Origin of the sequence: Streptomyces cavernicola, from assembly GCF_029968035.1 — a bacterium.
Lineage (GTDB): Bacteria > Actinomycetota > Actinomycetes > Streptomycetales > Streptomycetaceae > Streptomyces > Streptomyces cavernicola.
The window spans coordinates 119391-142753 of the sequence record NZ_JASCIQ010000008.1 but is presented as its reverse complement, the minus strand read 5'-3'; the positions used below and the strand labels follow the sequence as shown (position 1 = coordinate 142753).

The 23363-nt window shown below is 69.5% G+C and carries 18 protein-coding genes and 4 pseudogenes; 7 read left to right on the top strand and 15 right to left on the bottom strand.

The features are described 5' to 3' along the window. Window positions 1-475: 475 nt before the first annotated feature. The 4 genes from QIS96_RS10070 to QIS96_RS10055 all read right to left on the bottom strand — a co-directional run bounded on the left by QIS96_RS10070 (window position 476) and on the right by QIS96_RS10055 (window position 3321). Window positions 476-889 carry a DUF6153 family protein gene (locus QIS96_RS10070; RefSeq protein ID WP_282542118.1) on the bottom strand — a complete coding sequence of 138 codons (414 nt, stop codon included), beginning with the start codon at window positions 887-889 and terminating at the stop codon, window positions 476-478. Window positions 890-1113: 224 nt separating this feature from the next. Next, complete coding sequence (locus QIS96_RS10065; RefSeq protein WP_282542117.1) at window positions 1114-1995, bottom strand: F510_1955 family glycosylhydrolase; 882 nt, start codon at window positions 1993-1995, stop codon at window positions 1114-1116. 111 nt (window positions 1996-2106) lie between these two features. Beyond that, complete coding sequence (locus QIS96_RS10060) at window positions 2107-2772, bottom strand: DUF305 domain-containing protein (RefSeq protein ID WP_282542116.1); 666 nt, start codon at window positions 2770-2772, stop codon at window positions 2107-2109. 96 nt (window positions 2773-2868) lie between these two features. Next, window positions 2869-3321 carry a DUF6153 family protein gene (locus tag QIS96_RS10055; protein WP_282542115.1) on the bottom strand — a complete coding sequence of 151 codons (453 nt, stop codon included), beginning with the start codon at window positions 3319-3321 and terminating at the stop codon, window positions 2869-2871. Between the two features lie 166 nt (window positions 3322-3487). Between QIS96_RS10055 and QIS96_RS10050 the strand changes: the two genes are divergently transcribed. Both QIS96_RS10050 and QIS96_RS10045 read left to right on the top strand, forming a co-directional pair. Continuing rightward, entirely contained in the window at window positions 3488-3856 is a 369-nt protein-coding gene (locus QIS96_RS10050) for a BlaI/MecI/CopY family transcriptional regulator (protein ID WP_282542114.1), read from the top strand. A 100-nt stretch (window positions 3857-3956) separates the two neighbouring features. After that, entirely contained in the window at window positions 3957-4769 is an 813-nt protein-coding gene (locus QIS96_RS10045; protein WP_282542113.1) for a M56 family metallopeptidase, read from the top strand. Window positions 4770-4798: 29 nt separating this feature from the next. Here QIS96_RS10045 and QIS96_RS10040 read toward each other — a convergent pair whose 3' ends face one another. Together QIS96_RS10040 and QIS96_RS10035 are read right to left on the bottom strand one after the other, a co-directional pair. Beyond that, the gene (locus tag QIS96_RS10040; protein ID WP_282542112.1) at window positions 4799-5332 is read right to left on the bottom strand and encodes a hypothetical protein; all 534 of its coding nucleotides are present in this window, start codon (window positions 5330-5332) and stop codon (window positions 4799-4801) included. A 5-nt stretch (window positions 5333-5337) separates the two neighbouring features. Then, window positions 5338-5502: a hypothetical protein gene (locus tag QIS96_RS10035; RefSeq protein ID WP_282542111.1), complete on the bottom strand. Its 165-nt coding sequence runs from the start codon at window positions 5500-5502 to the stop codon at window positions 5338-5340. Window positions 5503-5632: 130 nt separating this feature from the next. Here QIS96_RS10035 and QIS96_RS10030 point away from each other — a divergent pair, with 130 nt between their 5' ends. Next, window positions 5633-6208 (top strand): TetR/AcrR family transcriptional regulator, encoded by a 576-nt coding sequence (locus QIS96_RS10030; protein WP_282542110.1) that lies wholly within the window; start codon window positions 5633-5635, stop codon window positions 6206-6208. A 126-nt stretch (window positions 6209-6334) separates the two neighbouring features. On the opposite strand, the gene QIS96_RS10025 is transcribed toward QIS96_RS10030, so the two are convergent. The 5 genes and pseudogenes from QIS96_RS10025 to QIS96_RS10005 form a co-directional block, all read right to left on the bottom strand. Further along, window positions 6335-7609 (bottom strand): MFS transporter, encoded by a 1275-nt coding sequence (locus QIS96_RS10025; RefSeq protein ID WP_282542109.1) that lies wholly within the window; start codon window positions 7607-7609, stop codon window positions 6335-6337. A gap of 77 nt (window positions 7610-7686) precedes the next feature. Then, a complete protein-coding gene (locus QIS96_RS10020; RefSeq protein ID WP_282542108.1) occupies window positions 7687-8217 on the bottom strand; it encodes a carboxymuconolactone decarboxylase family protein in 531 nt (176 codons plus the stop codon). 26 nt (window positions 8218-8243) lie between these two features. Further along, window positions 8244-9098, bottom strand: coding sequence for a hypothetical protein (locus QIS96_RS10015; protein ID WP_282542107.1), 855 nt, complete (start codon window positions 9096-9098; stop codon window positions 8244-8246). A gap of 215 nt (window positions 9099-9313) precedes the next feature. Beyond that, window positions 9314-9498 (bottom strand): annotated as a pseudogene (locus QIS96_RS10010) (AraC family transcriptional regulator); the annotation flags it as partial. 69 nt (window positions 9499-9567) lie between these two features. Beyond that, window positions 9568-10323: pseudogene (locus QIS96_RS10005) on the bottom strand (aminotransferase class V-fold PLP-dependent enzyme). 336 nt (window positions 10324-10659) lie between these two features. Here QIS96_RS10005 and QIS96_RS10000 point away from each other — a divergent pair. Then, entirely contained in the window at window positions 10660-11706 is a 1047-nt protein-coding gene (locus QIS96_RS10000) for an NlpC/P60 family protein (RefSeq protein WP_282542106.1), read from the top strand. Window positions 11707-11812: 106 nt separating this feature from the next. Here the strand turns inward: QIS96_RS10000 and QIS96_RS09995 are convergent. After that, window positions 11813-12136: pseudogene (locus QIS96_RS09995) on the bottom strand (P-type ATPase); the annotation flags it as partial. 519 nt (window positions 12137-12655) lie between these two features. On the opposite strand from QIS96_RS09995, the pseudogene QIS96_RS09990 reads away from it, so the two are divergent. Then, window positions 12656-13172 (top strand): annotated as a pseudogene (locus QIS96_RS09990) (multicopper oxidase domain-containing protein); the annotation flags it as partial. 292 nt (window positions 13173-13464) lie between these two features. On the opposite strand, the gene QIS96_RS09985 reads toward QIS96_RS09990, so the two are convergent. Then, window positions 13465-14613, bottom strand: a complete 1149-nt coding sequence (locus QIS96_RS09985) for an NAD(P)/FAD-dependent oxidoreductase (RefSeq protein ID WP_282542105.1) — start codon at window positions 14611-14613, stop codon at window positions 13465-13467. A 433-nt stretch (window positions 14614-15046) separates the two neighbouring features. Between QIS96_RS09985 and QIS96_RS09980 the strand changes: the two genes are divergently transcribed. Then, the gene (locus QIS96_RS09980) at window positions 15047-15571 is read left to right on the top strand and encodes a helix-turn-helix transcriptional regulator (protein ID WP_282542104.1); all 525 of its coding nucleotides are present in this window, start codon (window positions 15047-15049) and stop codon (window positions 15569-15571) included. A gap of 13 nt (window positions 15572-15584) precedes the next feature. Here QIS96_RS09980 and QIS96_RS09975 read toward each other — a convergent pair whose 3' ends face one another. After that, complete coding sequence (locus tag QIS96_RS09975; protein WP_282542103.1) at window positions 15585-16373, bottom strand: thioesterase II family protein; 789 nt, start codon at window positions 16371-16373, stop codon at window positions 15585-15587. Window positions 16374-16436: 63 nt separating this feature from the next. Continuing rightward, window positions 16437-18122, bottom strand: a complete 1686-nt coding sequence (locus QIS96_RS09970; protein WP_282542102.1) for an AMP-binding protein — start codon at window positions 18120-18122, stop codon at window positions 16437-16439. A gap of 218 nt (window positions 18123-18340) precedes the next feature. Between QIS96_RS09970 and QIS96_RS09965 the strand changes: the two genes are divergently transcribed. Then, complete coding sequence (locus QIS96_RS09965) at window positions 18341-23296, top strand: non-ribosomal peptide synthetase (protein ID WP_282542101.1); 4956 nt, start codon at window positions 18341-18343, stop codon at window positions 23294-23296. Window positions 23297-23363: the final 67 nt, after the last annotated feature.

Sequence of the window (23363 nt, the reverse complement as noted above, 5' to 3'; positions counted from 1 at the left end):
CGACCCGTCCTGCGGCGATGCGACGTCGGCGGTCGCGGCCGGCATCTGCCGCGCGGGCGCTGCGTGTCCGCCGCGGTCACCGGGCAGGAGGCAGGCGGCGAGGACGAGCAGAAGCCCGCCGAGGAGAATGCACGGCCGGAAATGCGTATGCGTTGAAGGAGAGGTCTGGGTGCAGCCCTGTGTGTACGCCGAATTGCGTACCGATGGCTTTCCCAAAGGGAGTTGGGCAGGGGAGATGTACGTCACAGCGCTCCGTACGGCAAGCCGCGCATTCGGAGGTCGAAGCGAGCGGGCCGGGTGAGGTGGATCGGACGACAGGCGGAGTGCCGAAAAGGAATCGCACTGCTTACCGGCGCTTTATGGGCGCAGGCGATGCGGCATTTCGGTCACGCGGAGCAGGTCGCATGAGCCAGTGGCGGAGAATTGCCGCCTCAGAGCCGGCTGACGGTGGTCGACCTGCTTGTCGTGGATCGGCCTAGACCCGGAGGATCGCTGGATCTCTCCCCGCCGAGGACGAGCTGCCGGCGTCCACGGAGCGGGAGTTCGTGAGGGAGCCGACAGGCGCGGAATGGGCGGCACTGACCGGCGTTGAACACGGTTCCGGCAGGTCAACGCCCTGCTGCGGCTGGTTCGAGAGGCATTCCTCGGCCGCGTGTTCAGCGGACCCGCTGTCGTGCTCATCGGGGGAGACAGCATGCCCGTCCTGTGCGGCCGATGCCGTGGCTGTCGTGGAGGTCCCGGGTGCCACATGGTGCGCGGCTGTTTCGCTGCTCACCCCGTGCGTGTACAGCAGGCCCAGAATGAGTACGGCAAACCAGAACAGCCGCAGCGGGCCCGCCACTTGAGTGCGGGCCCGGCGCGGTGACGATGTCCGGGTGGCCGTGACCATGCCGTGATCGTAGCGGCAATTCATGGGTGCTGCGCAATCAACTCGGTTGAACAGCACGTGAATTGGCTGACATCAAGAGCGTCGCAGATCGGACGTTCGCGGCCATCTCGGATTGTGGAGGTCTGGAACCGGCCGAAACGTGACCGAATTTGGCGAGGGCCGGCAGTGGGCAATGTTCGGAATTCATGTACCGCGTGCGCGGTGCAGTCGGAATGGCCCAGCGGTCAGTGCTCGTCTGCTGACTCCACCGCGAGCCGCTTCGTGAACGACTTGCCGCCGTCCTTCGACTCGTGGACGCCGTTCTGGGTGGCGGCCAGGAGGTGGTCGGTGGTTACGGCAGTCAGGGCCTGGGGCTGACCGCCGGGCACGGTGCCGGCCTTCTTCCAGGTCGAGCCGCCGTCGCTGCTGCGGTGCAGGGCGCCGGTGGGGTCGATGCCGTACAAGGCGTCTTCCGCCGGCCAGGACAGGAAGGCCATCGTCGGCTGCTTGCCCTTGGCGAAGGTCTTGCCGCCGTCGGTGCTGCGGGCGATGCCGTCGGCGGTGGTGGCGAGGACGAGGTCGCGGTCCTCGGGGGACACCGCGATGTCGAGGGCCTGGAGTTCGGCGCCGTCCTTCCAGGTTGTGCCGTCCTTGCTGGTGCGCAGCAGGCCGTTGGTGGCGTCGTAGCCGTAGACGGTGTCGTGGGCGTACTCCAGGGCATGGAAGTCGGACTCGCCGGACAGGGAGAGGGACTTCCAGGTCTTGCCGCCGTCGGTGCTCTTGATGAGGCCCTTGTCTGCGTGGCCTCCGGCGTCCGGTGCGGGGTGGCCGCTGGCGTAGAAGGTGTTCTTCCGGGCGACGGTGAAGCCCATGAAGTCGTCCTTGCTGTCGCCCACCAGCTCGGGCTTGCCGTTGGTGTCCGGGGTGTAGACGCCTTCGTGGGTGGCGACGTACAGGCGCTGGTCGGACGGGTCGAGGCCGAGGCCGTGGATGTGGCTGATGGTCACGGCGGAGGAGCCCCCGTCACCGGACGCCCCGGACGCTGTCCGGTCGTTACCGGCGCAGGCGGCCAGGAGGAGGGCGAGGGGGAGTGCTGCGGCCGAGAGGGCAGCGTGGCGCTTGTTCATGGGTCCTTCGAGAGAGTGGAGGCCGAGTGCCCGGAGACCGCCGGGGCCCGCGCTGCCTGATGGGGCGGCGCGGGTCCCGGGCGGTCTGCCGGTAAGGGTGCGGGGCGAGGGTCAGATGCGGTCGAGGATCTTCTCGAACTGGTCGACCTCGGCGGACTGGCTCTTGACGATGGCGTCGGCCAACTTCTTCGCGTCCGCGTTCTTGCCGTTCTTCTTCTCGTCCTCGGCCATCTCGATCGCGCCGTTGTGGTGCTCGATCATCATCTCGGCGAAGGCGCGGTCGAACTTCGCGCCCTTGGCGGCCTCGAGGTCCTTCATGTCCTGCTCGGACATCATGCCGTCCATGTCGCCCATGTCGTGGTCCATGCCGGGCATGGACTCCATCTCGGTGGGCTTGCCCCAGGACTTCAGCCAGCTCTGAAGGGTCTTGATCTCCGGGCCCTGGGCCTTCTCGATCTGACCGGCGAGCTTCTTGATCTCCGGGTCGGAGGCCCGGGTCCCGGCCAGCTGGGACATCTCGATGGCCTGCTCGTGGTGCGGGATCATGCCCTGGGCGAAGGCGACGTCCGCGTCGTTGAAGTCGGCGGAAGCGCCCGCGTCCTTGCCCGGCTCCTCGGACGCTGCGGCTGTGGAGTCCGAACCGTGGTCCATGCCGTCCATGGCGTTGTCGTCGCCGTTGCCGCACGCGGCGAGCAGCAGGGATCCGGCGGCGACCCCGCCGACGAGCGCGATGCGGCGGCGGGCGGAACCGCGGGGAGTGTGCTTCATGGAGTTCATGTCGATACACCTCTGGTGTCGGTACTGGGGGTCTGTTTCGGCGTACGTCCGTATGCGCGGGGGCAGCGCGAAGCGTGCCCGCGCGGACGGTTCGGCCTAGATCCGCAGAACTGACAGCTGGGTGAGATCGGGTCTCGGCGGCGGAGCGTTGGGCCGAAGTGCGACGACGGTGCGCGCCAGGAGGTCGGCCGGCCAGGCCGGACGCCGGGTGAACGCCGCGTACAGCAGCGCCGCGAACGCCCAGACGCCGAGCACCGCGACGCACAGCGACGTCATGTCCATCGCCATACCGGAGAGGGGCGCATCCGCCGAGGCGTGCTGGGCGTTGGCGGCCTCATGCGCGACGGCCGCCGTCATGACGTCATCGGGCATGGCCATGTCGGGGGCGGTTGCCCCGTGCGAGGCGTGGGCACCGACGCTCATCGCGGCCCCGGAGGACTCGTCAGGGTGTCCGGCCGTGTGCATCACGAACACACCGAACGCGAGCGTGACGACCAGCAGCAGGTGCGCCAGGGCACCGCCTGCTCGTACGAGCTTGCTCACGTTCATCTCCGGACCTCCGCTGCCGAGATTACCGACGCGACTGCACGTGCGCGGCAGGGCCGGGCATCCGTCCGGTATGAGGCCCGGAGCGCGTGGATCCGGCCACTACGATGAGTGGCCGCTGGTGCGGGAGGGCGCCTGCGGTCGGGCTCGGGGAGCGAAAGGAACGGCGTTGCGTCAACTGGGTGAGCTGGAGGCGGAGATCATGAACCGCCTGTGGGCCTGGGGCCGGCCGGCGACCGCGCGCGACGTGCTGACCGACATCAACAAGAACCGCCCCGTCGCCTACAGCACGGTCAAGACCGTGGCCGAGATCCTCCACCGCAAGGGCATGCTGCGGCGCGAGAAGGAAGGCAGGGCCTGGGTGTACGAACCCACCTGCACTCGGCAGCAGTACACGGCCGGACTCATGCAGGAGGCCCTCGGCAGCAACCCGGACCCGGCCGGTGCCCTCCTGAGCTTCGTGGAGCAGATGTCTCCTGAGGAGGCGGATGCCCTCAGGGCCGCGCTGCGGGCGGCGAAACGGCGGCACGACTCATGATGACGGCCCTGACCTTGACCGGTTACGCGTTTCTGGTGGGTGCCGTGGTCCCGTACCTCCTGGCGCGGGCGCGCTGCCGCACCAGGCCCCGACCGTCGCGGTGCTCGCCTGGCTGGGCCTCATCGTGACGTTCGTCGTTGCCGCCTCCCTGGCCCTGAACCACGTGGTCCTGGCCGAGCGGCAGCATGTGCACAGCGGCCTCCTCGGGCTGCTCGGTGCGTGCGGTGTGGTGGCCGGGGCCGGCGTGGGTGAGATGGCCCCCGCGTTCAGCGACATCGCCGCGCTTCTCGGGCCGGCCGCCATCGTGCTGCTGCCTCTGGGGTGGCTGCTCCGTACGGGGTGGAAGGCGCGCCGGGCGCGGCAGCGCCAGCTCGACATGCTGGCCTTGGTCGGCAGCCCGGCCATGGAGTACGACGTGACGATCGTGGAGCACGACGCCCCGGCGGTCTACTGCCTACCGGGGCGTGCCTGCCGTGTGGTCGTCACCCAGGGCGCACTGGATGTGCTCTCCGGCCCGCAGCTGCGCGCTGTCCTCGCGCACGAGCGGGCGCACATCGAGGGTCGGCACCATCTGTTCCTCCTTGTGACGGAGGCGTTCGGCCGGGCCTTCCCCGGGCTGCCGCTCGCCCGGCACGCCAGGGAGCAGACCGCACTGCTCCTGGAGACGGCCGCCGACGACCACGCACTGCGCTTCCACGCGCGCGAGGAGCTGGCGACAGCGATGTGCGAGGTCGCCTCGGGGCACACGCCGCAGGCGGCCTTGGGGGCGGGCGGGCCCGGCGCGGTCATCCGGCTGCGCCGCGTCCTCACCCCGCAGGCGCGGCCTCGACGCGCGACCTGGATGACGGTCGTCGCCGCCTCGGTGTCAGCTCCGCTGCTCCCGCTGCTGTTCACGTGCGGGCACGCGGTCTGAGAGTTGCGCGCCGCTGAGGCGCGCCCCCCTCACGCTGCGCTCGTCGCTGCGGGGGACCGGTCCTGTTCCCGCTGCTTGCGCCATCCGTACCGGGTCCTGCCCTGGGGCTTGAACACGGACAGGGCTGTGGTCGTGAGCAGCACCAGGAGTGCGGCGGCCGCGTCCGCGACCAGCTGCACCTTCAGACCGTGCAGCTCGGCACCGGTCACCCCGGTGCCTGCCGCCAAGTCCGCCGCGTAGGAGATCGGTTGGGTGTGCACGAGCAGGAGAACCGTGGCTGCCACGGTCAGCGCCAGCTTCACCACGACCCAGTAGTGCCGCAGCAGCCCCCAGGGTGTGCCCAGTGACTGGACGACTCCGGTCAGCAGCGTCGCGAAGCTCAGCGGGACGATGACCGACCACGTGGTCACCTCCATCGCGATGTACACGGCACCCGCCAACTCGCCGTCCCTGCTGGTCAGTCCGGTGATCGCGAGGGCCAGGAAGACGGCGACCGAGCCCAGCCAGCCGACCGAGCACATGACGTGTGCGGTGAGAGCGGCCTTGCGCAGGCGCGGCACCATGGCCATCAGTGACCGCCGGAATGCATGCCGCTGCCGAAGCCGGTGCCGGTGAGGTGCAGGACGAGGAACACGAGGATCAGCGCGACCGCGACGGCCCCGGACACCTTCACCCAGCGCGGGGCGCCGGGGGCCGGCTCGCGACTGCCCTGAGGTGCGGGCGAATCAGGCATGGCGAACTCCTTCGTCGTACGCCGCTGTGAGGCCGGTAGCCGCCGGCGGCTGGCACTGCCAGATTTATCGAGACACTCTGTCTACGTCAAGTCATACTGTATCGAGGAGGTCGCCGCGTAGAGTGGGCGTGTGCCGAAGCTGTGGAACGAGACGATCGAGGCGCATCGCCGTGCGGTGCGCGACACGGTCCTGGACACCACGGCGACGCTGGTCGCGGAGCACGGCCTGCGGGGCGTGACGATGTCGAAGATCGCCGAGGAGTCGGGCATCGGCCGCGCGACGCTGTACAAGTACTTCTCCGACGTCGAGTCGATCCTGGCCGCCTGGCACGAGAACCAGATCCACGCCCATCTGCAGCAGCTCGGCGAACTCCGGGACGGGGCGGGCAGCGCGGAGGAACGGCTCGAAGCGGTGCTCACGGCCTACGCGCACATCCAGCGGCAACGCCACGGGCACGGCGCGGAACTCGGCGCCTTGCTGCACCAGGGTGAGCATGTCGCGCGGGCGCAGCAGCACCTGACGGGCTTCGTCCGGGACCTGCTGTCCGAGGGCGCGCGATCCGGCGACATCCGGGACGACGTCCCCGCGGGCGAACTCGCGAACTACTGCCTGCACGCCCTTGCGGCAGCCGGCGGGCTCAAGTCCAAGGCGGCGGTGCAGCGTCTGGTCGACGTGACGCTGGCCGGACTGCGCCCGGTGCGCTGACTGCGACCGCTTCCCTGCCCTTTCTCGTACGGAGCGTCGCTGTCGGTGCTTCGTCTCTGCTCGTGACAGTGGCCGCCGCCCGCGGGGAGCGGGGCGGCGGCCAAGTCTCGTGCGGTAGGCGGTGGTTCAGGCGGCCTTGGACAGGCTGGACCGGTCCCCGTTCGGGGCGTGAACGGCGGGCTTCACAGGCCTGGTTGCGGTGCCTCGTCCGTCGTGGCGCGGCCAGAGGACGAGGGCACCGAACGCCCCTGCCGCGGCGAGGACCGCGAGCACCGACCAGGCGGTGGTGAAGCCGGCGCTCGTGCCGAGCCATCCCGCGATCGGGTACGTGATCAGCCAGGCCAGGTGCGAGAGCGAGAACTGGGCGGCGAAGGCTTCGGGGATCGCGTTCCGCGTGACCGAGGCGCGCAGGACCTTCCCGGTCGGCGTGATGATCAGCGCCATGCCGATGCCGATCACGGTCCAGATGGCCGCCGTACCGGCCCAGGAAGCGAGGCCGGCGGCGGTGAGCGTCAGCGCGGCGGTCGTGCCGCCGACGAGGACTGCGGCGCCGGTCAGCATGACGGTGCGGGCGGCGATCCGGTCGAGGACCCGGGGCAGTACGAGGGCGGCCAGGAGGGTTCCGGTGCCGGAGGCGGCGAGCATCCACGCGACGCCCGACTGCGAGCCGCCGAGCTCGTCGCGTACGTGGTTGACGGTGTTGACGACGACGATCGAACCGGCCGACGCGACCACGAGGTTGAGCGCCATGACGCCGCGCAGCCGCGGTGTCCTGAGGAAGGTCCTGATGCCTGCGGCCGCCTTGTCCCATGCCTTGGTGTGGGCGCTGGGGCGGGCGTCGGGGATCCGCGTCCCCAGGATGAGCAGGCCGGAGAGGAGGAATCCGGCGGAGGTGCCCAGGAACAGCCGGTCGAAGCTCATGAACGTCAGGGCGACGGCGGCGAGTACGGGGCTGAGCAGGCTCTCCATGGTGGCGGCGACCTGGGATGCGGACAGGGCGCGGGTGTAGTCGGACTCGTCGGTGACGATGTCGGGGATGACGGCCTGGAACGTCGGGGTGAACGCGGCGGAGGCGGCCTGGAGGACGCCGATCAGGACGTAGATGTGCCAGACCTCGGTGACCAGCGGCAGTGCGAGGACCACCGAACCGCGGACCACGTCGAGGAGGACCAGCAGGGTTCTTCGGGGGAGCCGGTCGACGTACGCGGCGGCCAGCGGGGCTATGACCACGTACATGACCATCTTGATGGTGAGGGCGGTGCCGAGCACCAACCCGGCGTGCGGGCCGGCGAGTTCGTAGGCGAGCAGGCCGAGGGCGACCGTGGTCAGGCCGGTGCCGAAGAGGGCGATGACCTGGGCGCCGAACAGGCGGCGGTAGTCGCGGATGGCGAACAGACGCATGGCGGTGTCCTTGTGTGTGGGGCGGGGCGCGGCCCCGGGGTGGCGGCCGCGGCCCGCACGTACAGGCGGGGTGGGCCCTACGCACCGGTGACGGTCTCCGGTGTGAGGCCGGCGAGCAGATTGAAGGCGCCGGTGAGGATGTTGAGCGCGACGATCCCGACGACGTCGGCGATCGCGCGGTCGCTGTAGCCGTGCTCCCGCAGCGCGTCGATCTGTTCGTCGGTGATCGACGTCGGGTCGCGGTAGACCTGGAGGGCGAGGGCGATGATCGCGGCGATCGCGGGCTCGGTGGACGTGCCGGCGTGGGCCCGCTCGATCTCCTCCTCGTCGACTCCCAGGGCGCGGGCGGCAGTTACGTGGGCGTCGAGGCAGAGCCCGCAGCCCTGCTGGGCCTGTACGGCGATCGAGATCCGTTCGCTGATCCTGCGGTCGAGCTTGGCCCGGCCCATGGCCCGGCTGAGCTGGAGGTAGCCGCCGAGCACGGCCGGTGAGTGCGCCATCGTGGAGACCATGTCGCCGATCTCGCCGTGGCGGGCGACGAGGTCGCCGAGGAGGTCGCGGGAGGAGCCGACCGCGGTGTCGGGGGTGAGTCGGGTCAGGCGGGGCATGACGTTCCTTCCGGTGGGTCGGCCGATCAGTGGTGTGCGTGCTGCGCGTGGTGGCCGTGGTGGTGGCCGCTGTGTCCGTGGGCGGCCGGGGGAGTGGCCACGTCCGTGGTCCGCACGGTGAACTCGGCTGTCCTGACTGTGTCGTTGTGCTGGAAGTCCAGGAACAGGCGGTAGGTACCGGCGGATGGGGCGACCGCCAGGAAGGAGATCTCGGGACCCGGCTCGGTGGTTCCGTCGCCCGGTGCGCCCTCCGGGTGGACGTGGAGGTACCCGAGGTCGCCGACGCGCAGCGCGACCAGGTGTCCGTACGCGGCCAGGTAGGGCTGCAGGTCGGTGACGGGGCGGCCGTTGCGGCGGACGGTGAGCGTCAGCGCGCTCGCCTCGCCGGGGACGAGTCCGCCGTCGAGCGTGACGGTGTACTCGCCGATCCGTGCGGTCCCGGTGGCCTCGGGGAGCGGCTGCGGGTCGTACGGTCCGGACACCGCTACGTCGATGCCCAGCGTCATGCTCCCGTCGTGGGCGGCCGGGTGGACGTCGGTGAACAACCTCCAGTCCCCGGGTTCCAGGGCCAGTTCGACGCTCCAGGTGCCCTTCTCGTCCCGTACCGGGTGCACGTGCTGGAACCCGGCGGTGTCGCGCCGTACGGCGATGAAGTGCAGCTCCTTCTCGTGCTCGGGCACGAACTCGGTCACGGCCTGCCCGTCGGGACCGATCACCCGGAAGCTGACCGGCTGCACGCCGGCGGTGAGGACCGTCGAGTCGAGTTCCAGCGTGTACCCGTTCTCGGAGACCGAAAGACCGCCGGGGCGGGCCCCGCCATGACCGGTTTGGTTGCCGTGACCGGCGTGGTGGGTGTGGTCGTGGCCGGAGTGGTTCTTCATGACATCTCCCGTGGGTGCGATGCGCCGCTGGCGTTGTCCGCTCGCGGCGTTGCTCGAACTATATACCCCCTGGGGGTATATGCCCAGCACGGGGTGTGCCGGGATCTTGCGGGAGGGCTGCCGGGCCGGGCTTTCGCATGGGTGCACTCAACTGGCGCTCTGTTACGGCGAGTTGCAGACGTCGCTCGGGTGGTGTCGGCCGTTGAGGCAGCGGCCGGGGGCGTGTCGACGGTGCGGCGGAACGCGGCCAGGAAGGCGCTCGGTGCCCCGTATCCGACGGCGTGTGCGCCCCGGAGGCGGGCTGGTCCCAGGCGGGGAGCGGGAATGCGGCGCGCAGCCGTGCGTGGGTGCGCCGGCGGTCGAAGTTCATGCCGGTGTCGTGGACGAACAGTCCGGTGAGACAGAGCCCCGGAGCACTCCTGACGGCCGTACCGGGTTTGGCCTCAACGCGCCCTGAGGTCAACCCCGTTCACATGTCACGGGCAGTCCCGCACACCCTGGACCAGTGCGGCGATCTCGTCCTCGGTGTTGTAGTAGTGCACGAGGCGCCGTGCAGGTCGAGGACCGGGGGAGCGAGCCGATCGAGCACCTCCCGTCGTACGTAGAGGAGCCCCGTACCGCGCGGGCCGCGCAGGTTTTTGCGGCCCGTCGTCGACAGCATGTCGCAGCCGATCTCGTCGACGTCGACCTCGAGATGCCCCACGGACTGGCAGGCGTCGAGGAGTTAGAGCGCTCCGCAGGACCGGGCGACCTTGCCGATCTCCGCCGCCGGGTTGACCAGGCCGCCGTTGGTCGGCACGTGCGTCACCGAGATGACCCGCACCCGCTCGTCGACCGCCTCGCGCAGGGCGTCCACGGAGAGTCGGCCATGCTCGTCGTTGGGGACGACGTCGACCTGGACGCCGTACCGCTCGGCGATCTGCAGATACGCGATGAAGTTGCTGGCGTACTCCGCCATGCTCGTCAGCACTCGGTCGCCGCGGCGGAACGGGACGGCGTAGAAGGCCATGTCCCAGGCGCGGGTGGCGTTGTCGAGCACGGCGATCTCGTCGCGAGCACAGCCCAGGAGCCTGGCCGCCGAGTCGTACACCGCCTCGATCCGGTCGGCGGCGAGAGCTGCCGCCTCGTAGCCGCCGGTGTCGGCCTCCAGGTGTACGTGGTCCACGGTGGCGTCGATGACGGGCTGGGGCATGAGGGCGGCACCCGCGTTGTTGAAGTGCGTCACCTTCGTACATCCCGGAGTGTCCGCCCGCGCTCGGGCGATCTCGGTGGGCCCGAAGCCCGGGGTGTCCGGTCCTGCGTCCCGTGTGCTGTGCGCCGTGGTCAACTCGCACGCTCCCATCCGTCGCGTACCTCTGGTTTCGGACCTGATGGTGGCCCGCCGGGGTCGTCATGGGCCACCAGGCGCAGGAAGGACTGGGCTCGGGGGTGGTTCGGGTGGGCTTGACGGCTGCCCCTCAGCTTTGGAGCTAATCTGCTTAGCGGTTGAGCTCTGGCCTCAGTTCTTCGTGGCCTGTCGGTCACCCACCCGGGGTGGCGGCGGAGTAGAGGGAGTTGCCCCGTGGCGTCACACCGCCGTCCCAAGCAGCCGAGCCGGGCGTACGCGACGATGGTCGGCGCAACTGCCGCAACTGCGGCGGCCGTTGTCGTCTCCGCGCCGTCGGCCCAGGCCGACCGCCTGCCGGACCCCACCAAGAAGGGAGTCAAGGCGCAGGTCGACCGTCTCTACGAAGGGGCCACGCAGGCCACCGAGAAGTACAACGGGGTGAACGAGAAGCGGGAGAAGCTGCAGGAGGAGATCAGCGACCTGCAGGACGTCGTGGCCCGTGGCCGCGAAGAGCTCAACGAACTCCAGCGGGGACTCGGCTCGATAGCGGCCGCACAGTACCGGGGCGGCGGGATCGACCCGTCGGTGCAGCTGTTCCTGTCCTCCGACCCGGACGGCTATCTGGACAAGGCGGCCGCCCTCGACCGGATCGGCAGCAAGCAGTCCGCCACCCTGAAGCGTGCCCAGGCCAAGCAGCGCACCCTCGACCAGCAGCGCGAACTGGCCGCCGAGAAGCTGGAAGACCTCGCCGGCACCCAGAAGGAGCTGCGCGAGAAGAAGAAGGAGATCCAGGGCAAGCTGGCCAAGGCCCAGAAGCTCCTGAACACGCTGACCGCGGAAGAGCGGGCCAAGATCGCCGCCGAGGAGGAGCGCGCCAACCGTGCCAGCGAGCGGGCCGAACTCGGCAGCGAGGCAAGCGCCACGGAGCGCACCGCAGCGGCGTTCAGCGCCGCGAAGAGCCGGGTCGGCATGCCGTACGTCTGGGGCGCCTCAGGGCCCAGCTCCTTCGACTGCTCCGGCCTGACCTCCTGGGCTTTCAACCAGGCCGGGGTCTCCATACCTCGCACATCGCAGGCCCAGGCCGATATCGGCACCCGGATCAACTCCCTGAGCGAGCTCAAGCCGGGCGACCTCATCCTCATGCGGGACGACCTGAGCCACGTCGGCTTCTACGCCGGCAACGGCCAGATCCTCCACGCGCCCAAGCCCGGAGCGCAGGTGCGCTACGAGCCGATCAGCACCAGCGGCATGCCGTTCATGTGGGGCGTACGTGTGAGCTGAGCACTGCGTGCGGCGACGGGGGCCGGCCTACCGCTGCGTGAAGCCGGCCACTCCCGCTCGGCGAGCCGCCACCGGGCTCCGCCGACCGGGAACAGCCATCAAGGGTGCCGGTCACGGCGTCGCCCGCGGTCACGTCCACCGGGACGGACTCGCCGGTGCGCCTGGAGGCGTCGACGGCCGAGGAACTCTCGACCACGGTGCCGTCCGTGACGATCTTCTCGCCGGGCCGTACGACGAAGCGGTCGCCCACCGCCAACTGCCCTACGGGTATGCGGACTTCCTTGCCGTCGCGCAGCACCGCGACGTCCTTCGCGCCCAGCTCCATCAGCGCCCGCATCGCCGCGCCCGCCTTGCGCTTGGACTCCGCCTCCAGATTGCGCCCGGCCAGGATGAACGTGGTCACCCCGGCCGCCGCCTCCAGGTAGACCAGGGGGCGGCCAGGGGCAGCGTCTTCTCGGGTGCCGTGCTGGTCATGTACGTATCTCCTGAGGCGGGCCGGGGCGTTAGGCGTCCGTATCGGCGGAGCGATACGCCCCGGCGCAATGAGGATTTCGCTCGAGGGCAGGACGTGTGCTTCGGCCTTCGGTCTTCGGACTTGGGGGATGGCTCTGCCCGGTTGTTGCAATTGCGTGATTCAGCCGAGGTCCGGACGCCGTTCCGTCCGGGCGAGCTTCCCCCGGGACTGCACATCGCGCACGGCCTGAACTCTCCCTCCTCTCCCGCCTGTTGATCTAGGCCGCTCGTTCTGCGGCGCCCGCGTTCCCGCACGGGAAGACGCGTGTCCGCACTCGGCCCATCGACGGCACCGCTGAGAAGAGGACAACCCATGAACAGCAGCAACCGCCGCTCCGTCCTGCTGGCCGGGCTGGGTGCCGCAGGCGCCGGTGCGCTCGCTGCGTGCAGCAACGATTCCGCCGGTACGCCGACCCTGGTCAGCCCGAGCGGTGAGGTCGCGTCGGCCGAAGGCAAGGATGCGAGCGGCGCGGCGCTGGTCCGCACGGGTTCCGGCGGCAGGCCCAAGCCCACCGTCCGTCCGGCCGAGTTGAACGGCGTGATCATGACCGCCTCCCAGCTGAAGGCGGCGGACGACGTGCGGCTCGACTCGAAGAAGCCCGACCGGGTCCACCGCATCGAGCTGACCGGCGGCATGGACAAGTACAACTGGGGCGGCAACCGCAAGCGGTTCGACATGAACGACCCGACCGCGAACCCCATCCTGGTCGAAGAAGGGTAGCGGGTCCGCCGACTTCGTCAACAAGACCGAGATGTGGCACCCGATGCACCTGCACGGACACACCTACCAACTGGGCGCCGGCGGGCCGCGCAAGGACACCTCGATCGTCCTCCCGAAGGAGAAGCTCTCGGTCTGCTTCGACGCGGACAATCCCGGCCAATGGATGCTGCACTGCCACAACGCGTACCACGGTGAGGTGGGGATGATGGCGCTGGTGGCCTACCAGGCGTAGCGGGCGGGGAAGTGCAGCCGGAGCCTGGCGAGAAGCAGAGGGGTGGGGGCTGCGGCAGCCCCCACCCGGATCGAGGTCAGGTCCTGCCGAGGAAGCCGTATCCGGCCTCGTCCACCGTTTCGGCGATGAGGGTGTCGTCGGGTTCGGCGCCGATGTGTTGACGGTACTCGACGCGACGAACGAACCCCCTCTTTCCCCTCCTGCGATCGAGAGAGGAAAGAGGGGCGCAGCACAGCCAGGCGCCGCAACCCACCACGTATCGGCGTGAGTCCGTGGCGGCGGGCGCGGAACCCTACATGCCGGGGCGCGTGGCGCCGGGTGAAGTGCGGTAGCGCGCCAGGTACTTGGCGTCCATGCGGTACCGCAGCCGCAGCGGCCAGCTGCCGCCGACGACGGGCTTGCGGTTCCGGACGAAGACCGTCTGTCCGCCGACGTCGGGCATGGAGATCGCCGACATCCGTGTCACCTTGCGCCGGTCGAGTTCCGCGGCCGGCTCACCCCGCAGTGCTGCCACGGCGTTACGGGCTGCGGTCTCCGCCTGCAGGCGTGCCATGATCCAGGTCTTCGGGAGCTCTGTGTCCATGCCCTGCACATCACTGAAGTCACCGGCGGCGAAGACGTTTCGGGCAGTGGGCGCGGCGAGTGTGGGGTCCACCGTCAGCATGCCGCGCGAGTTCAGAAGGCGGCCCGGCAGGCCGAGGTCGGGTCCGCGCAGCGGGCTGGTCACGCAGATCAGGTCTGCGTGGACACTCCGCTCGGCGAGCAGCAGCTCACCATCGGCCACCTGCTCGATGCGCGCGTGCCTGATGCTCTCTATGCCCAGGGTCGCCGCCTGTCGCAGGATGCGTTCGGCGGCGCGCACTCCGAACTGGCGGTCCAGGGCGTCACCGTGCTCCACCACCGTGACGCGGATGCCGTCACGGCCCTTCGCCCGTGCGGCACGCGCCACCCACCCGGCGTATTCGAGCCCGGGGCCGATGCGCTCGCCGGTGAGCACGAACAGCACAGCGGCTTCGGACAGTTCGGCCAGGCGGTCGATCAACTCCTGGGCGCCGTCCGCATCGCAAGGGAAGATCGCGTGCTTCTCGGCTCCAGGGATGCGTTCGCGGTCCGCGGGCGCGCCCGGTGCCAGGATGAGCTGCTTGTACTCGACGATCGCGGACTCGGGTCCGACGGTGAGCCGCGAGGCCTCCGGGTCGACTCGCCTCACCTGGCCGTGCACCAGCGCGAATTCGTGCCGGCCGGCGATCTCGGACAGGGGCATCGTCATGTCGGTTGCGGAGGCGGCGCCTGCGGGCAGGTACACCAGCCAGGGCCGGTAGCGCAGGCTCCGGTCCGGGCTGATCAGTGCGACGGAGCTGTCTGGCTGCTGCTCCCGGACCGCGACCGCCGCATCCACACCCGCGGCTCCGCCTCCCACGACGGCGACATCGACGTTCATCAGCACATCCCCCTCTTGCCTGCAACAACGGCTGTTACGCAACGTGATCTGGCTTGACACCCGAACTACTGCGCACCACAGTACATGGCATCGGTATGGAACATACCCTCAGTTTCTACGGGGTGGTTCTCGACTGGGGCGGCGGTGGTGCCGAGCCGCCGCAGATTCGCTCGTACTTGCAACATCCGGATGCCATACGGGGGGTTATTCGATGCTGAGTGGACAGATCGCAGGGGCTGATGCATCAGCGTGTCGGAAAGGGGAGGGCTGCTCGCTGAGGGGAGGGAGGCGAGCCACCGTCCTCATCGAGCCGCATTCCATGACGCGGCGGGGGCTGCAGCACTTGCTTGAGGAAGCGCGTCCAGGGGCTGCTCTGACAGCGGTGGCGCACCCGGAGGAAGTTCCCTCAGCGCAGTTGGGGCGCGCGTGCACGGTGCTGCTGTCCATCCGCGCGCTCACGGAACGGGTCCGCCACCTCCGACCGCTCTGGTCGTGCTGCTGCACCCGGTTGGTGCTTCTCGCCGGATCCCGGGACCGTGACCGCCTGGACCGGGCCCGGCTGCAGGTCGCCGCGGAACTTCCCATCGACGCGGTCCTCCGCGAGGAGGACCTGTCCGACGGCTCCTTCGCGGAGACCCTGGACGCGCTGGGGCGAGGAACGGTCTCGGTCTCCCGCAACACCATGCGTGAGTTGTTCGCCCTCGCCGCTGACGCCGGACCGCAGGGCCCGCACACGCGCTTCGAGCTCACCGCCCGGGAGTTGACCGTGCTGGAGCTGATGATGCCGGGGCTGAGCAACCGGCAGATCGCCAAGACCTTGGGGATCACCGAACACGGCGTCAAGCGTCATGTGGCCAACATCCTGGTGAAACTCGGCTGTCAGAACCGCACGATGGCAGTGGCCAGCGGAATCCGACTGGGGCTCGTCAACCTGGAGTCCGTGCCGAGCGCGATGTGACAGCACGCAGGCCCTACCGGCCGACGCGCTCTCCGTACAGCGCGTCGGCCAGGAGGTCGCTGAACCCCGCCACATCGTCCAGATGGAAGAAGTGGCCTCCGGGCATCTCCGTGAGCCGGAAGGCGGCGCGGGTCTCCTCCTCCCACTTCCACAGGTCGGCCGCCGGCGCCTCGACGTCCTCCTCCCCGGCGAAGACGTGGACGGGGCAGCTCAGCCTGCGCCCCTCCCGGTAGGCGTACGTCTCGAAGACGGCGAAGTCCGCCCGGAGTGTGGGCAGGAGGAGAGCCTTGAGTTCGGGACTCTGCATCACACCCTCGGGGATCCCGTTCAGCTCCACGGCGCTGGCCCACAGGGCGTCGTCGCTCAACTCGCGCCGCTGCGGGAGCAGTTCGCGGCCGGGCGATCGGGGAGCCTGACAGCCCGAGACGACGAGCGCTTCCGCCCGCATCCCGAACCGGGCCTCCAGGACTCGCGCCAACTCGAAGGCGACGAAGCCGCCCATGCTGTGCCCCCACACGGCGAATCGACCACGCAGCTGCGGTACCAGCCGAGGCACGAGAGCCTTCACCACATCGCTCACGTTCTCGAACGCCCGCTCCCCGATGCGGGATTCACGACCCGGCAGGTGTACCGGGCGAAGGGCGACCTGAGGGGCCAGGGGGCGGGCGAACGGGCGGTAGATGCTCGGGCCCGCCCCGGCATGCGGTACGCACAGCAATGTCAGGGCCTGTGCGGATGCCGTCGGCGGCGGGGGGAGGAGCCAGGCGGGCTCGCCCGCGGGTTCCGTTCTCGACCCGTTCATCCCGTTCATTATGTTCATCACGTTCACGGCTGCTCTCCTCTGGCGCTTCCCTCTGACCTCCTCTCAGCGGACCGTGTGCAGGACTTCGAGTTCCCCCTGCTCGTACAGAGCTCGCGTCGCCCGCCGCTGCCGCTTGCCCGACGAGGTCTTCGGCAGGGTGCCGGGCTTGATGAACACGATCTCGTGGGGGGGGGCGTGCTCCGCGGAGCGGCGCAGGCTCTCCATGACGCGCTCGCCCATGTCCTGCAACACGCCGCCGGTACCGCGCCCTTCGGCCACCACAACCATGCGCTCCTGGCCCGGCAGGGAGAACGCGACGACGTTCCCGGCCCGTACCCCCCGGACCCGCTCGGTCACCACTTCGTAGTCCTCCGGGTAGAGGTTGCGCCCGCCGGCGATGACCATGTCCTTGATACGGCCGCAGATCACCAGCTCGCCGTCGTCGAGGAAACCGAGGTCGCCGGTGGCGAGGTAGCCGTCCCGCAGCAGGCCGTGCGAGTCGACGCGGCCGCCCGCACTCCAGTAACCAGGCGTCACGCCAGGCCCCTTGACCAGGACCTCCCCGACGGCGCCGGCGGGCAGCACGGAGCCGTCCTCGGACCGGATGACAACCTCCGTACCGGGAAGGGGAGCCCCACAACTCACCAGCCGGCGCTCCGGGCGGGCATCGCCCGGCGTGCCGGCGGCCTCGCCCGCAGCGAGCGGCTCGATGATCCGCGCCGGGGTCGCATGGTCGCTCCCCGAGACCGCCAGGGTTGCCTCGGCCAGGCCGTACATCGGGCACATGGCGGTGGCGCCGAAGCCCACACCGCCCAGGGCGCTCTGCACACCGGCGAGTGCCGACGGGTCGATCGTCTCGGCGCCGTTGATGGCCACGCGCAGCGGCGACAGATCGAGTGCCGCGGGCCGCAGGGACTGGACCTTGGCCGCGAGCCCGTACGCGAAGTTGGGTGCGGCGGTGACCGTACCGCCGTAGTCGCTGACCGTGCGCATCCAGCCGGCGGGCTGCTCCATGAACGCTTCGGTCGCCATCATCACGACGTCGCCACCACCGGCCGCCATTCCGGCGAGGGACACGATGCCCATGTCGTGGTAGAGGGGCAGCCAGCTGACGTAGACGTCGTACGCGCCGAAACCGCTGTGTTCGCCTGTCGCTGCGATGTTCGCGATGAGCTGCCCCTGCGTCACGGGTACGGCGCGGGACGCGGCCGTGGTGCCCGAGGTGAACTGCAGCAGTCCGATGCTGTCGGGCGACGGCATCGGCAGCGACTCCGTCGACGGCGAGGTGAGGTCGCGGAGCTGCCGAAGGCTGACCGTGCGAACCGGCAGACGGTCGGCGAACAGGGCGGCGGTGCTGTCCGTGGTGACGAACAGCGCGGGCGCCGCCGCCTTCACCCTGCGCCGCACCTCCTCGACGAACGCGTCCGCGTCCGCGCGTCGCGGCCGCGGCAGGACCACGGGGGCCGCGCCGAGCCGCCACACACCGAAAAGCGTGACGAGGAGGTCCTTGCTCGCCGGGGCCAGCAGACACACCCGGTCGCCCGCTGAAACACCTTGCGCGCGAAGGGACTTGGCCGCCGTCTCGGCCAGTCCTGCCAGCTCCCGGTACGGGATACGAGTGGGGGTCAGGTCGTTGTCGAGGACGGTGAGTCCCGCGGACGGTCGGGCCCGAAGCAGCCCCTCCGGGATGGAGAAGCCACCGGCTTCCGATGCGACGTACGACGGGTGACGAGCCTGGTCCGACGGCACCACAACCTCCTCGATCGACGATCAACGCCTCCGACGCTAGGTCGGCCCGGTGCGAAGGGGATGCCGAAGACGATCACCTCGAAGGGCTACCTCGACCGACCTGACGAGGTAGCCGATCGGTCACCCACCAAAGCCCTGTACCGACGGACGTTGTCGTCGAGCGGCCGTCCGGGGAGCGTCGGCCTCTGCATCAGTGCTGTGACGTCGAGGAGAACCCCATGAACACCGCGCCCACGCCCGCCTCCGGCCATGGCCTCGCAGACCCCGGCTTCCCCTCGACGTTGCTGGCGGAGAAGGACCGCGAGAGCCGATGTCGCCTGTTCGCCGAGGCCGTCCGGACGTTCCTCGTCACCACCGACACCCTCGACATCGACTCCGACATCCACGCGGCGGCCACTCTCGAGTCGCTCACCGCGGTGGAACTGAACGCCGTCCTCGACGCACGGTTCGGAATCGAGCTGGGCCTGTCGATGCTGCGCCGACCGGTGAGTGCCCGGGAACTCGCCGAGACCGCCCTCGACCTCATGGACGAGGCACCCCGCACATCGCGGCGCGAACACCTCGTTCCCGATGTGGTGGGCCGCGGTGAGCCGTTTGCGTTGACGGATCTGCAGCAGGCGTATCTGTTGGGGCGGGGTGGCTTCTTCGCGTTGGGGGATGTGCCGGCGGCGTTCTACGCGGAGATCGAGGCGGACGCCGTTGAGGTGTCGGCTCTGGAGGAGTCCTGGGGCGAGGTGGTGTCGCGGCACGGGATGCTGCGGACGGTGTTCACGGACGACGGTCTGCAGCGTGTGCTGGAGGAGGTGCCCGGTTACCGGTTCGCGGTGCATGACTTGCGCGCTCTGGAGGAGGAAGAGCGTCGTGAGCGGCTTTCGGCGCTGCGTGCGGAGATCTCCGGCCGGGTGCGGGACCCGGGGCAGTGGCCGCTGTTCGAGATCGCCGTCAGCCAGGTGGAAGGTGACCGCTGCGTCCTGCACGTCGCCGTCGACCTCCTGATAGCGGACGCGCCGAGCATTCGCCGGATCGTCGGCGAATGGCTGACCCTCAATGCGGGAGGGCAACTTGACCCGGCCCCTGAGGTCTCGTTCCGTGACTATGTGCGGGCGGTGGAGGGGGTCGAGGACTCCGCCGCTTTCGTCGCGGCGCGGGAGTACTGGCTGGAGCGGTTGCCGGAGCTGCCTGCGGCGCCGGAGCTGCCGTTGCGGATGGCCGTGGAATCGGTGACGTCTGCTCGGTTCTCGTCGCGGGTGTTCGGACTGGGAGCCGAGCAGTGGGCGCGGTTGCGGAAGGCGGCGCTGCGGCACGGACTCACACCCTCGATGGTGCTGTGCTGGGCGTATGCGGCGACGCTTCGGGCATGGTCGGCGACGGACGCGTTCACTCTGAACGTGACAGTGAACGACCGGCTTCCGGTCCACCCGGACATCGACCGCGTCGTCGGCGAATTCACCTCCCAGGTCCTGGTGGCCGTGGACGCGGATGCCGACACACCGGCTTGTGACCAGATCGCCACTCTCCAGGGCCGGTTCTGGGAGGGCTTCGAACACCGCGCGTTCAGTGGTGTTCAGGTCCTGCGCGAGCTCGCCCGGAGCGGCGACGGAAACCGCACGACCATGCCGTACGTGTTCGACGCCGTCCTCGGCCAGGACCTCGACGACGAGAACACGCCCGACTGGTTCCGAGGCCTCGCCCATGTGTCTGCCACGGCGCCGCAGGTCGCCGTCGAGTGCCAAGTGTTCGAGCTGGCCGGTGAGTTGCGGGTGCAGTGGGCCGTCGTGGAGGAGCTGTTCCCGGATGGGTTGATGGATGCGGCGTTCGGCGCGTTCACAACTCTGGTGGCACGCCTGGCCGATGACCAGGGCGTCTGGGATTCCGCTGCGCTGAAGCTGGTGCCGGCCTCGGATTTGGCGGCTCGGACGGAGGCGAACGCGACGGCCGCGCCGATGCCTGATGGTCTGTTGCATGGGCTGGGTGGTTTCTTGGCTGAGCGGGGTGATGCTCCTGCGGTGATCGCTCTTGGTCGGACGCTGAGTTATGGGGAGTGTGACCGGTTTGCGTCGCGTATTGGGCGGCGGTTGCGGGAGTTGGGGGCTTGCCCGAACGCCTTGGTGGGTGTGGTGATGGACAAGGGCTGGGAGCAGCCGGTTGCCGCGTTGGGCGTGTTGTATTCGGGGGCGGCGTATCTGCCTGTTGATGCCGGATGGCCGGGCGAGCGGGTGCGGCGGATTCTTGAGCGGGGGCAGTGCCGGATTGTGCTGACCCAGTCGCATCTGGCGGGCGAGATTGAATGGCCGGCGGGTGTGACGGTGCTGGCCGTGGATGACGAGCAGGTGTGGTCGGAGGTGGATGACGGTCGGCTGGAGCCTGTGGTGGGTCCGGGGGATCTGGCGTATGTGATCTTCACGTCGGGTTCGACGGGTGAGCCGAAGGGCGTGATGATCGACCATCGCGGTGCGGCCAACACGGTGGTGGACGTCAACGGCCGTTTCGGGGTGGGGAGTTCGGACCGGGTGTTGGCCCTGTCCTCGCTGAGTTTCGACCTGTCGGTGTGGGACATCTTCGGGATGTTCGCCGCTGGTGGCGCCGTGGTGGTGCCGGGTGCGGACGCTCACCGTGACCCTGCCGCCTGGTTGGACTTGGTGCATGAACACAGGGTTTCGGTGTGGAACTCAGTCCCGGCGTTGATGGAGATGTTCACGGATTACGCGGCCGCGAACAGTGAGGTGGTCGCGGGGCTGCGGTTGGTGCTGCTGAGCGGTGACTGGATCCCGTTGTCCCTGCCCGGACGTATCGACTCGGTGGTTCCCGAGGCTGGGGTCATCAGTCTGGGTGGTGCGACGGAGGCGTCGATCTGGTCCATTCACCACCGGATCGGTGAGGTGGATCCGGGGTGGCGGAGCATTCCGTACGGTCGTCCGCTGGCGAATCAGTCCTTCGCGGTGTTGGACGGGCGGTTGGAGCCTGTTCCGACGTGGGTTCCCGGCGAGTTGTTCATCGGCGGTATCGGGGTGGCGTGTGGTTACTGGGGTGATGCGGAGAAGACCGCGGAGCGGTTCATCACCCACCCTGTTACGGGTGAACGTCTTTATCGGACTGGTGACTTGGGTCGCTATCTGCCGGACGGGTCGATCGAGTTCCTGGGTCGTAATGACCATCAGGTGAAGATCAACGGGTATCGGATCGAGCTGGGCGAGATCGAGGCCCAGCTCAACACACACCCGGCGGTCAAGGACGCCATCGTCACCGCCAACCACAACCAACTCACCGCCTACCTCACCCCGAACCCCACCCCCACTCTCACCCCCACCACGCACGCCATGGACGACCCGGAAACACTCACCGTCTCCCTGCGGCAGCACCTCGCAGCCGTGCTGCCGGACTACATGCTGCCGCGCGCCTTCGTGATGCTCGACGCACTGCCGCTCACGGCCAACGGCAAGATCGACCGCGCTGCTCTGCCCGCACCGCAGCCCACGGCTTCGACAGCACCCACCGGCGTCCCGGAGGAGAACGGGGACGCGCCGCGCAACGACATCGAGCGGCGGCTCAAGAACATCTGGGAGCACGTCCTTCCCACCGGCAAGGTCGGAATCCACGATGTGTTCGGGGACCTGGGCGGTGATTCCCTGCTGGCCCTCCGGGTCATCAGCAAGGCCGCCGAAGCCGGACTCGCCCTGACACCACGGCAGTTCTTCGAGAACCCGACCATCGCTGGGCTCGCCCGGGTCGCCACATTGGCGGCTCCCAGCACGTCGGCGGCCCCGACCGAAGTGACGGGCCCCGCGCCGTTGCTTCCCTCCCAGTCGATGCTGCTGTCCGGACTGAGCGAAGAGGCTGCCCGACATCACAACTACGCCCTGTTCTTCGAACTGGCCGAGCCCATGGACAAGGTGGCGCTTCGCGTGGCGCTGCGCACGGTGATCGCTCGCCACGATGCGCTGCGTACCGGCTTCACCCTCCGGGATGGGAGCTGGCAGCAGGAGGTACGTGCCGGCAAGGAGCTGTCGACCGTCCCTGTGGAATGGTTCGACCTCGCCGGCCTGCCTGAGGAGGACCAGGACCGCGCCATCGAAGGATCTGCCGAGCAGGCTCAGCGGAGCTTCGATCTGGCCGAGCCGCCGCTCCTGCGTGTCCTGTACTTCGACCGCGGGAGCGACCGTCGGCCCGAACTCCTCCTGATCGCACACTGGTTGGCGGTGGACAACTTCTCCATGCGGCTCGTCCTCGACGAACTCCTCACTGCGCACGACCAGATCGCCGAGGAGGGAGAGGCCGAGCTTCCGCCGGTTTCCCTGCCGGCGGCGGTCTGGGCCCAGCAGCTGGCCGACCACATTTCGCGTTCGGAAGCCTCGACGGCCTCGACGGCCTCGACCGCCTCGGTGTCACGAGCCCTCGCGGGCACGGCTGGTGAGGCGGAGACGCTCATCGAAGTCGTGCCATCGGAAACCGTCGACCGGTTGAGGGAGTATGCGCAGGGAGCCGCGACGATCGGTGACGTTCTGCTGGCGGCGCTCGCCCGCGCCGCGCGCGCTTGCCGGTTCGGCGACGCCATCGACGTCGAGGTCGACGGGCACGGTCGTGCTTCCGCGCTGCCGGACACCGTCGGCGACCTCTCGCGCACGGTCGGCAGGCTCTCGGTCCGTTATCCCTTGCAGGTCCCGGCGGTCGGCGACGCCCGGCGGGGGACCGAGGCGGTGGTGGCGGCACGCTCCGCCCAGTCCAACGGCGGCCTGGACCACGCCCTGGCGGCTTACGGTACGGCCGCTCACGTGGACGGACGAGCAGGAGGGGCCGACTTCGCCTTCAACTACCTAGGAGCAGTCGATGAGTTGTACGCCCACCCGCGCCTGGCGCCGTCGACCCATCGCCCTGGGCCGCTACAGCACTCCGCCACACCACTGCGGCACCGGTTCGAGTTCCTCTGCGGCACCGTCGACGGCGCCCTGCTGGTCGGCATCACGTCCGCCGGCTCGGAGCGTGAGGCAACGGAAGAGCTGCTGAAGAGCTTCGTGTCGGAGCTGGAATCGTTCGACGGGCAGGGGCAGGGGCAGGGGCAGGGGCAGGGGCAGGGGCAGGGGCAGGGGCAGTCGCCCGGTGGTCGGTCGGCGGACGGCCGCGGTGCGGCTCTCGCGGACTCCTTCCGGCACTGGCTGTCTCCTGGGACAGTCGGCTAGTTGCCCCGTACCACTGCTGCGGCGTTCCTGGGTCATCACCAGGAACGCCGCAGCGCGTTGTGGCGTC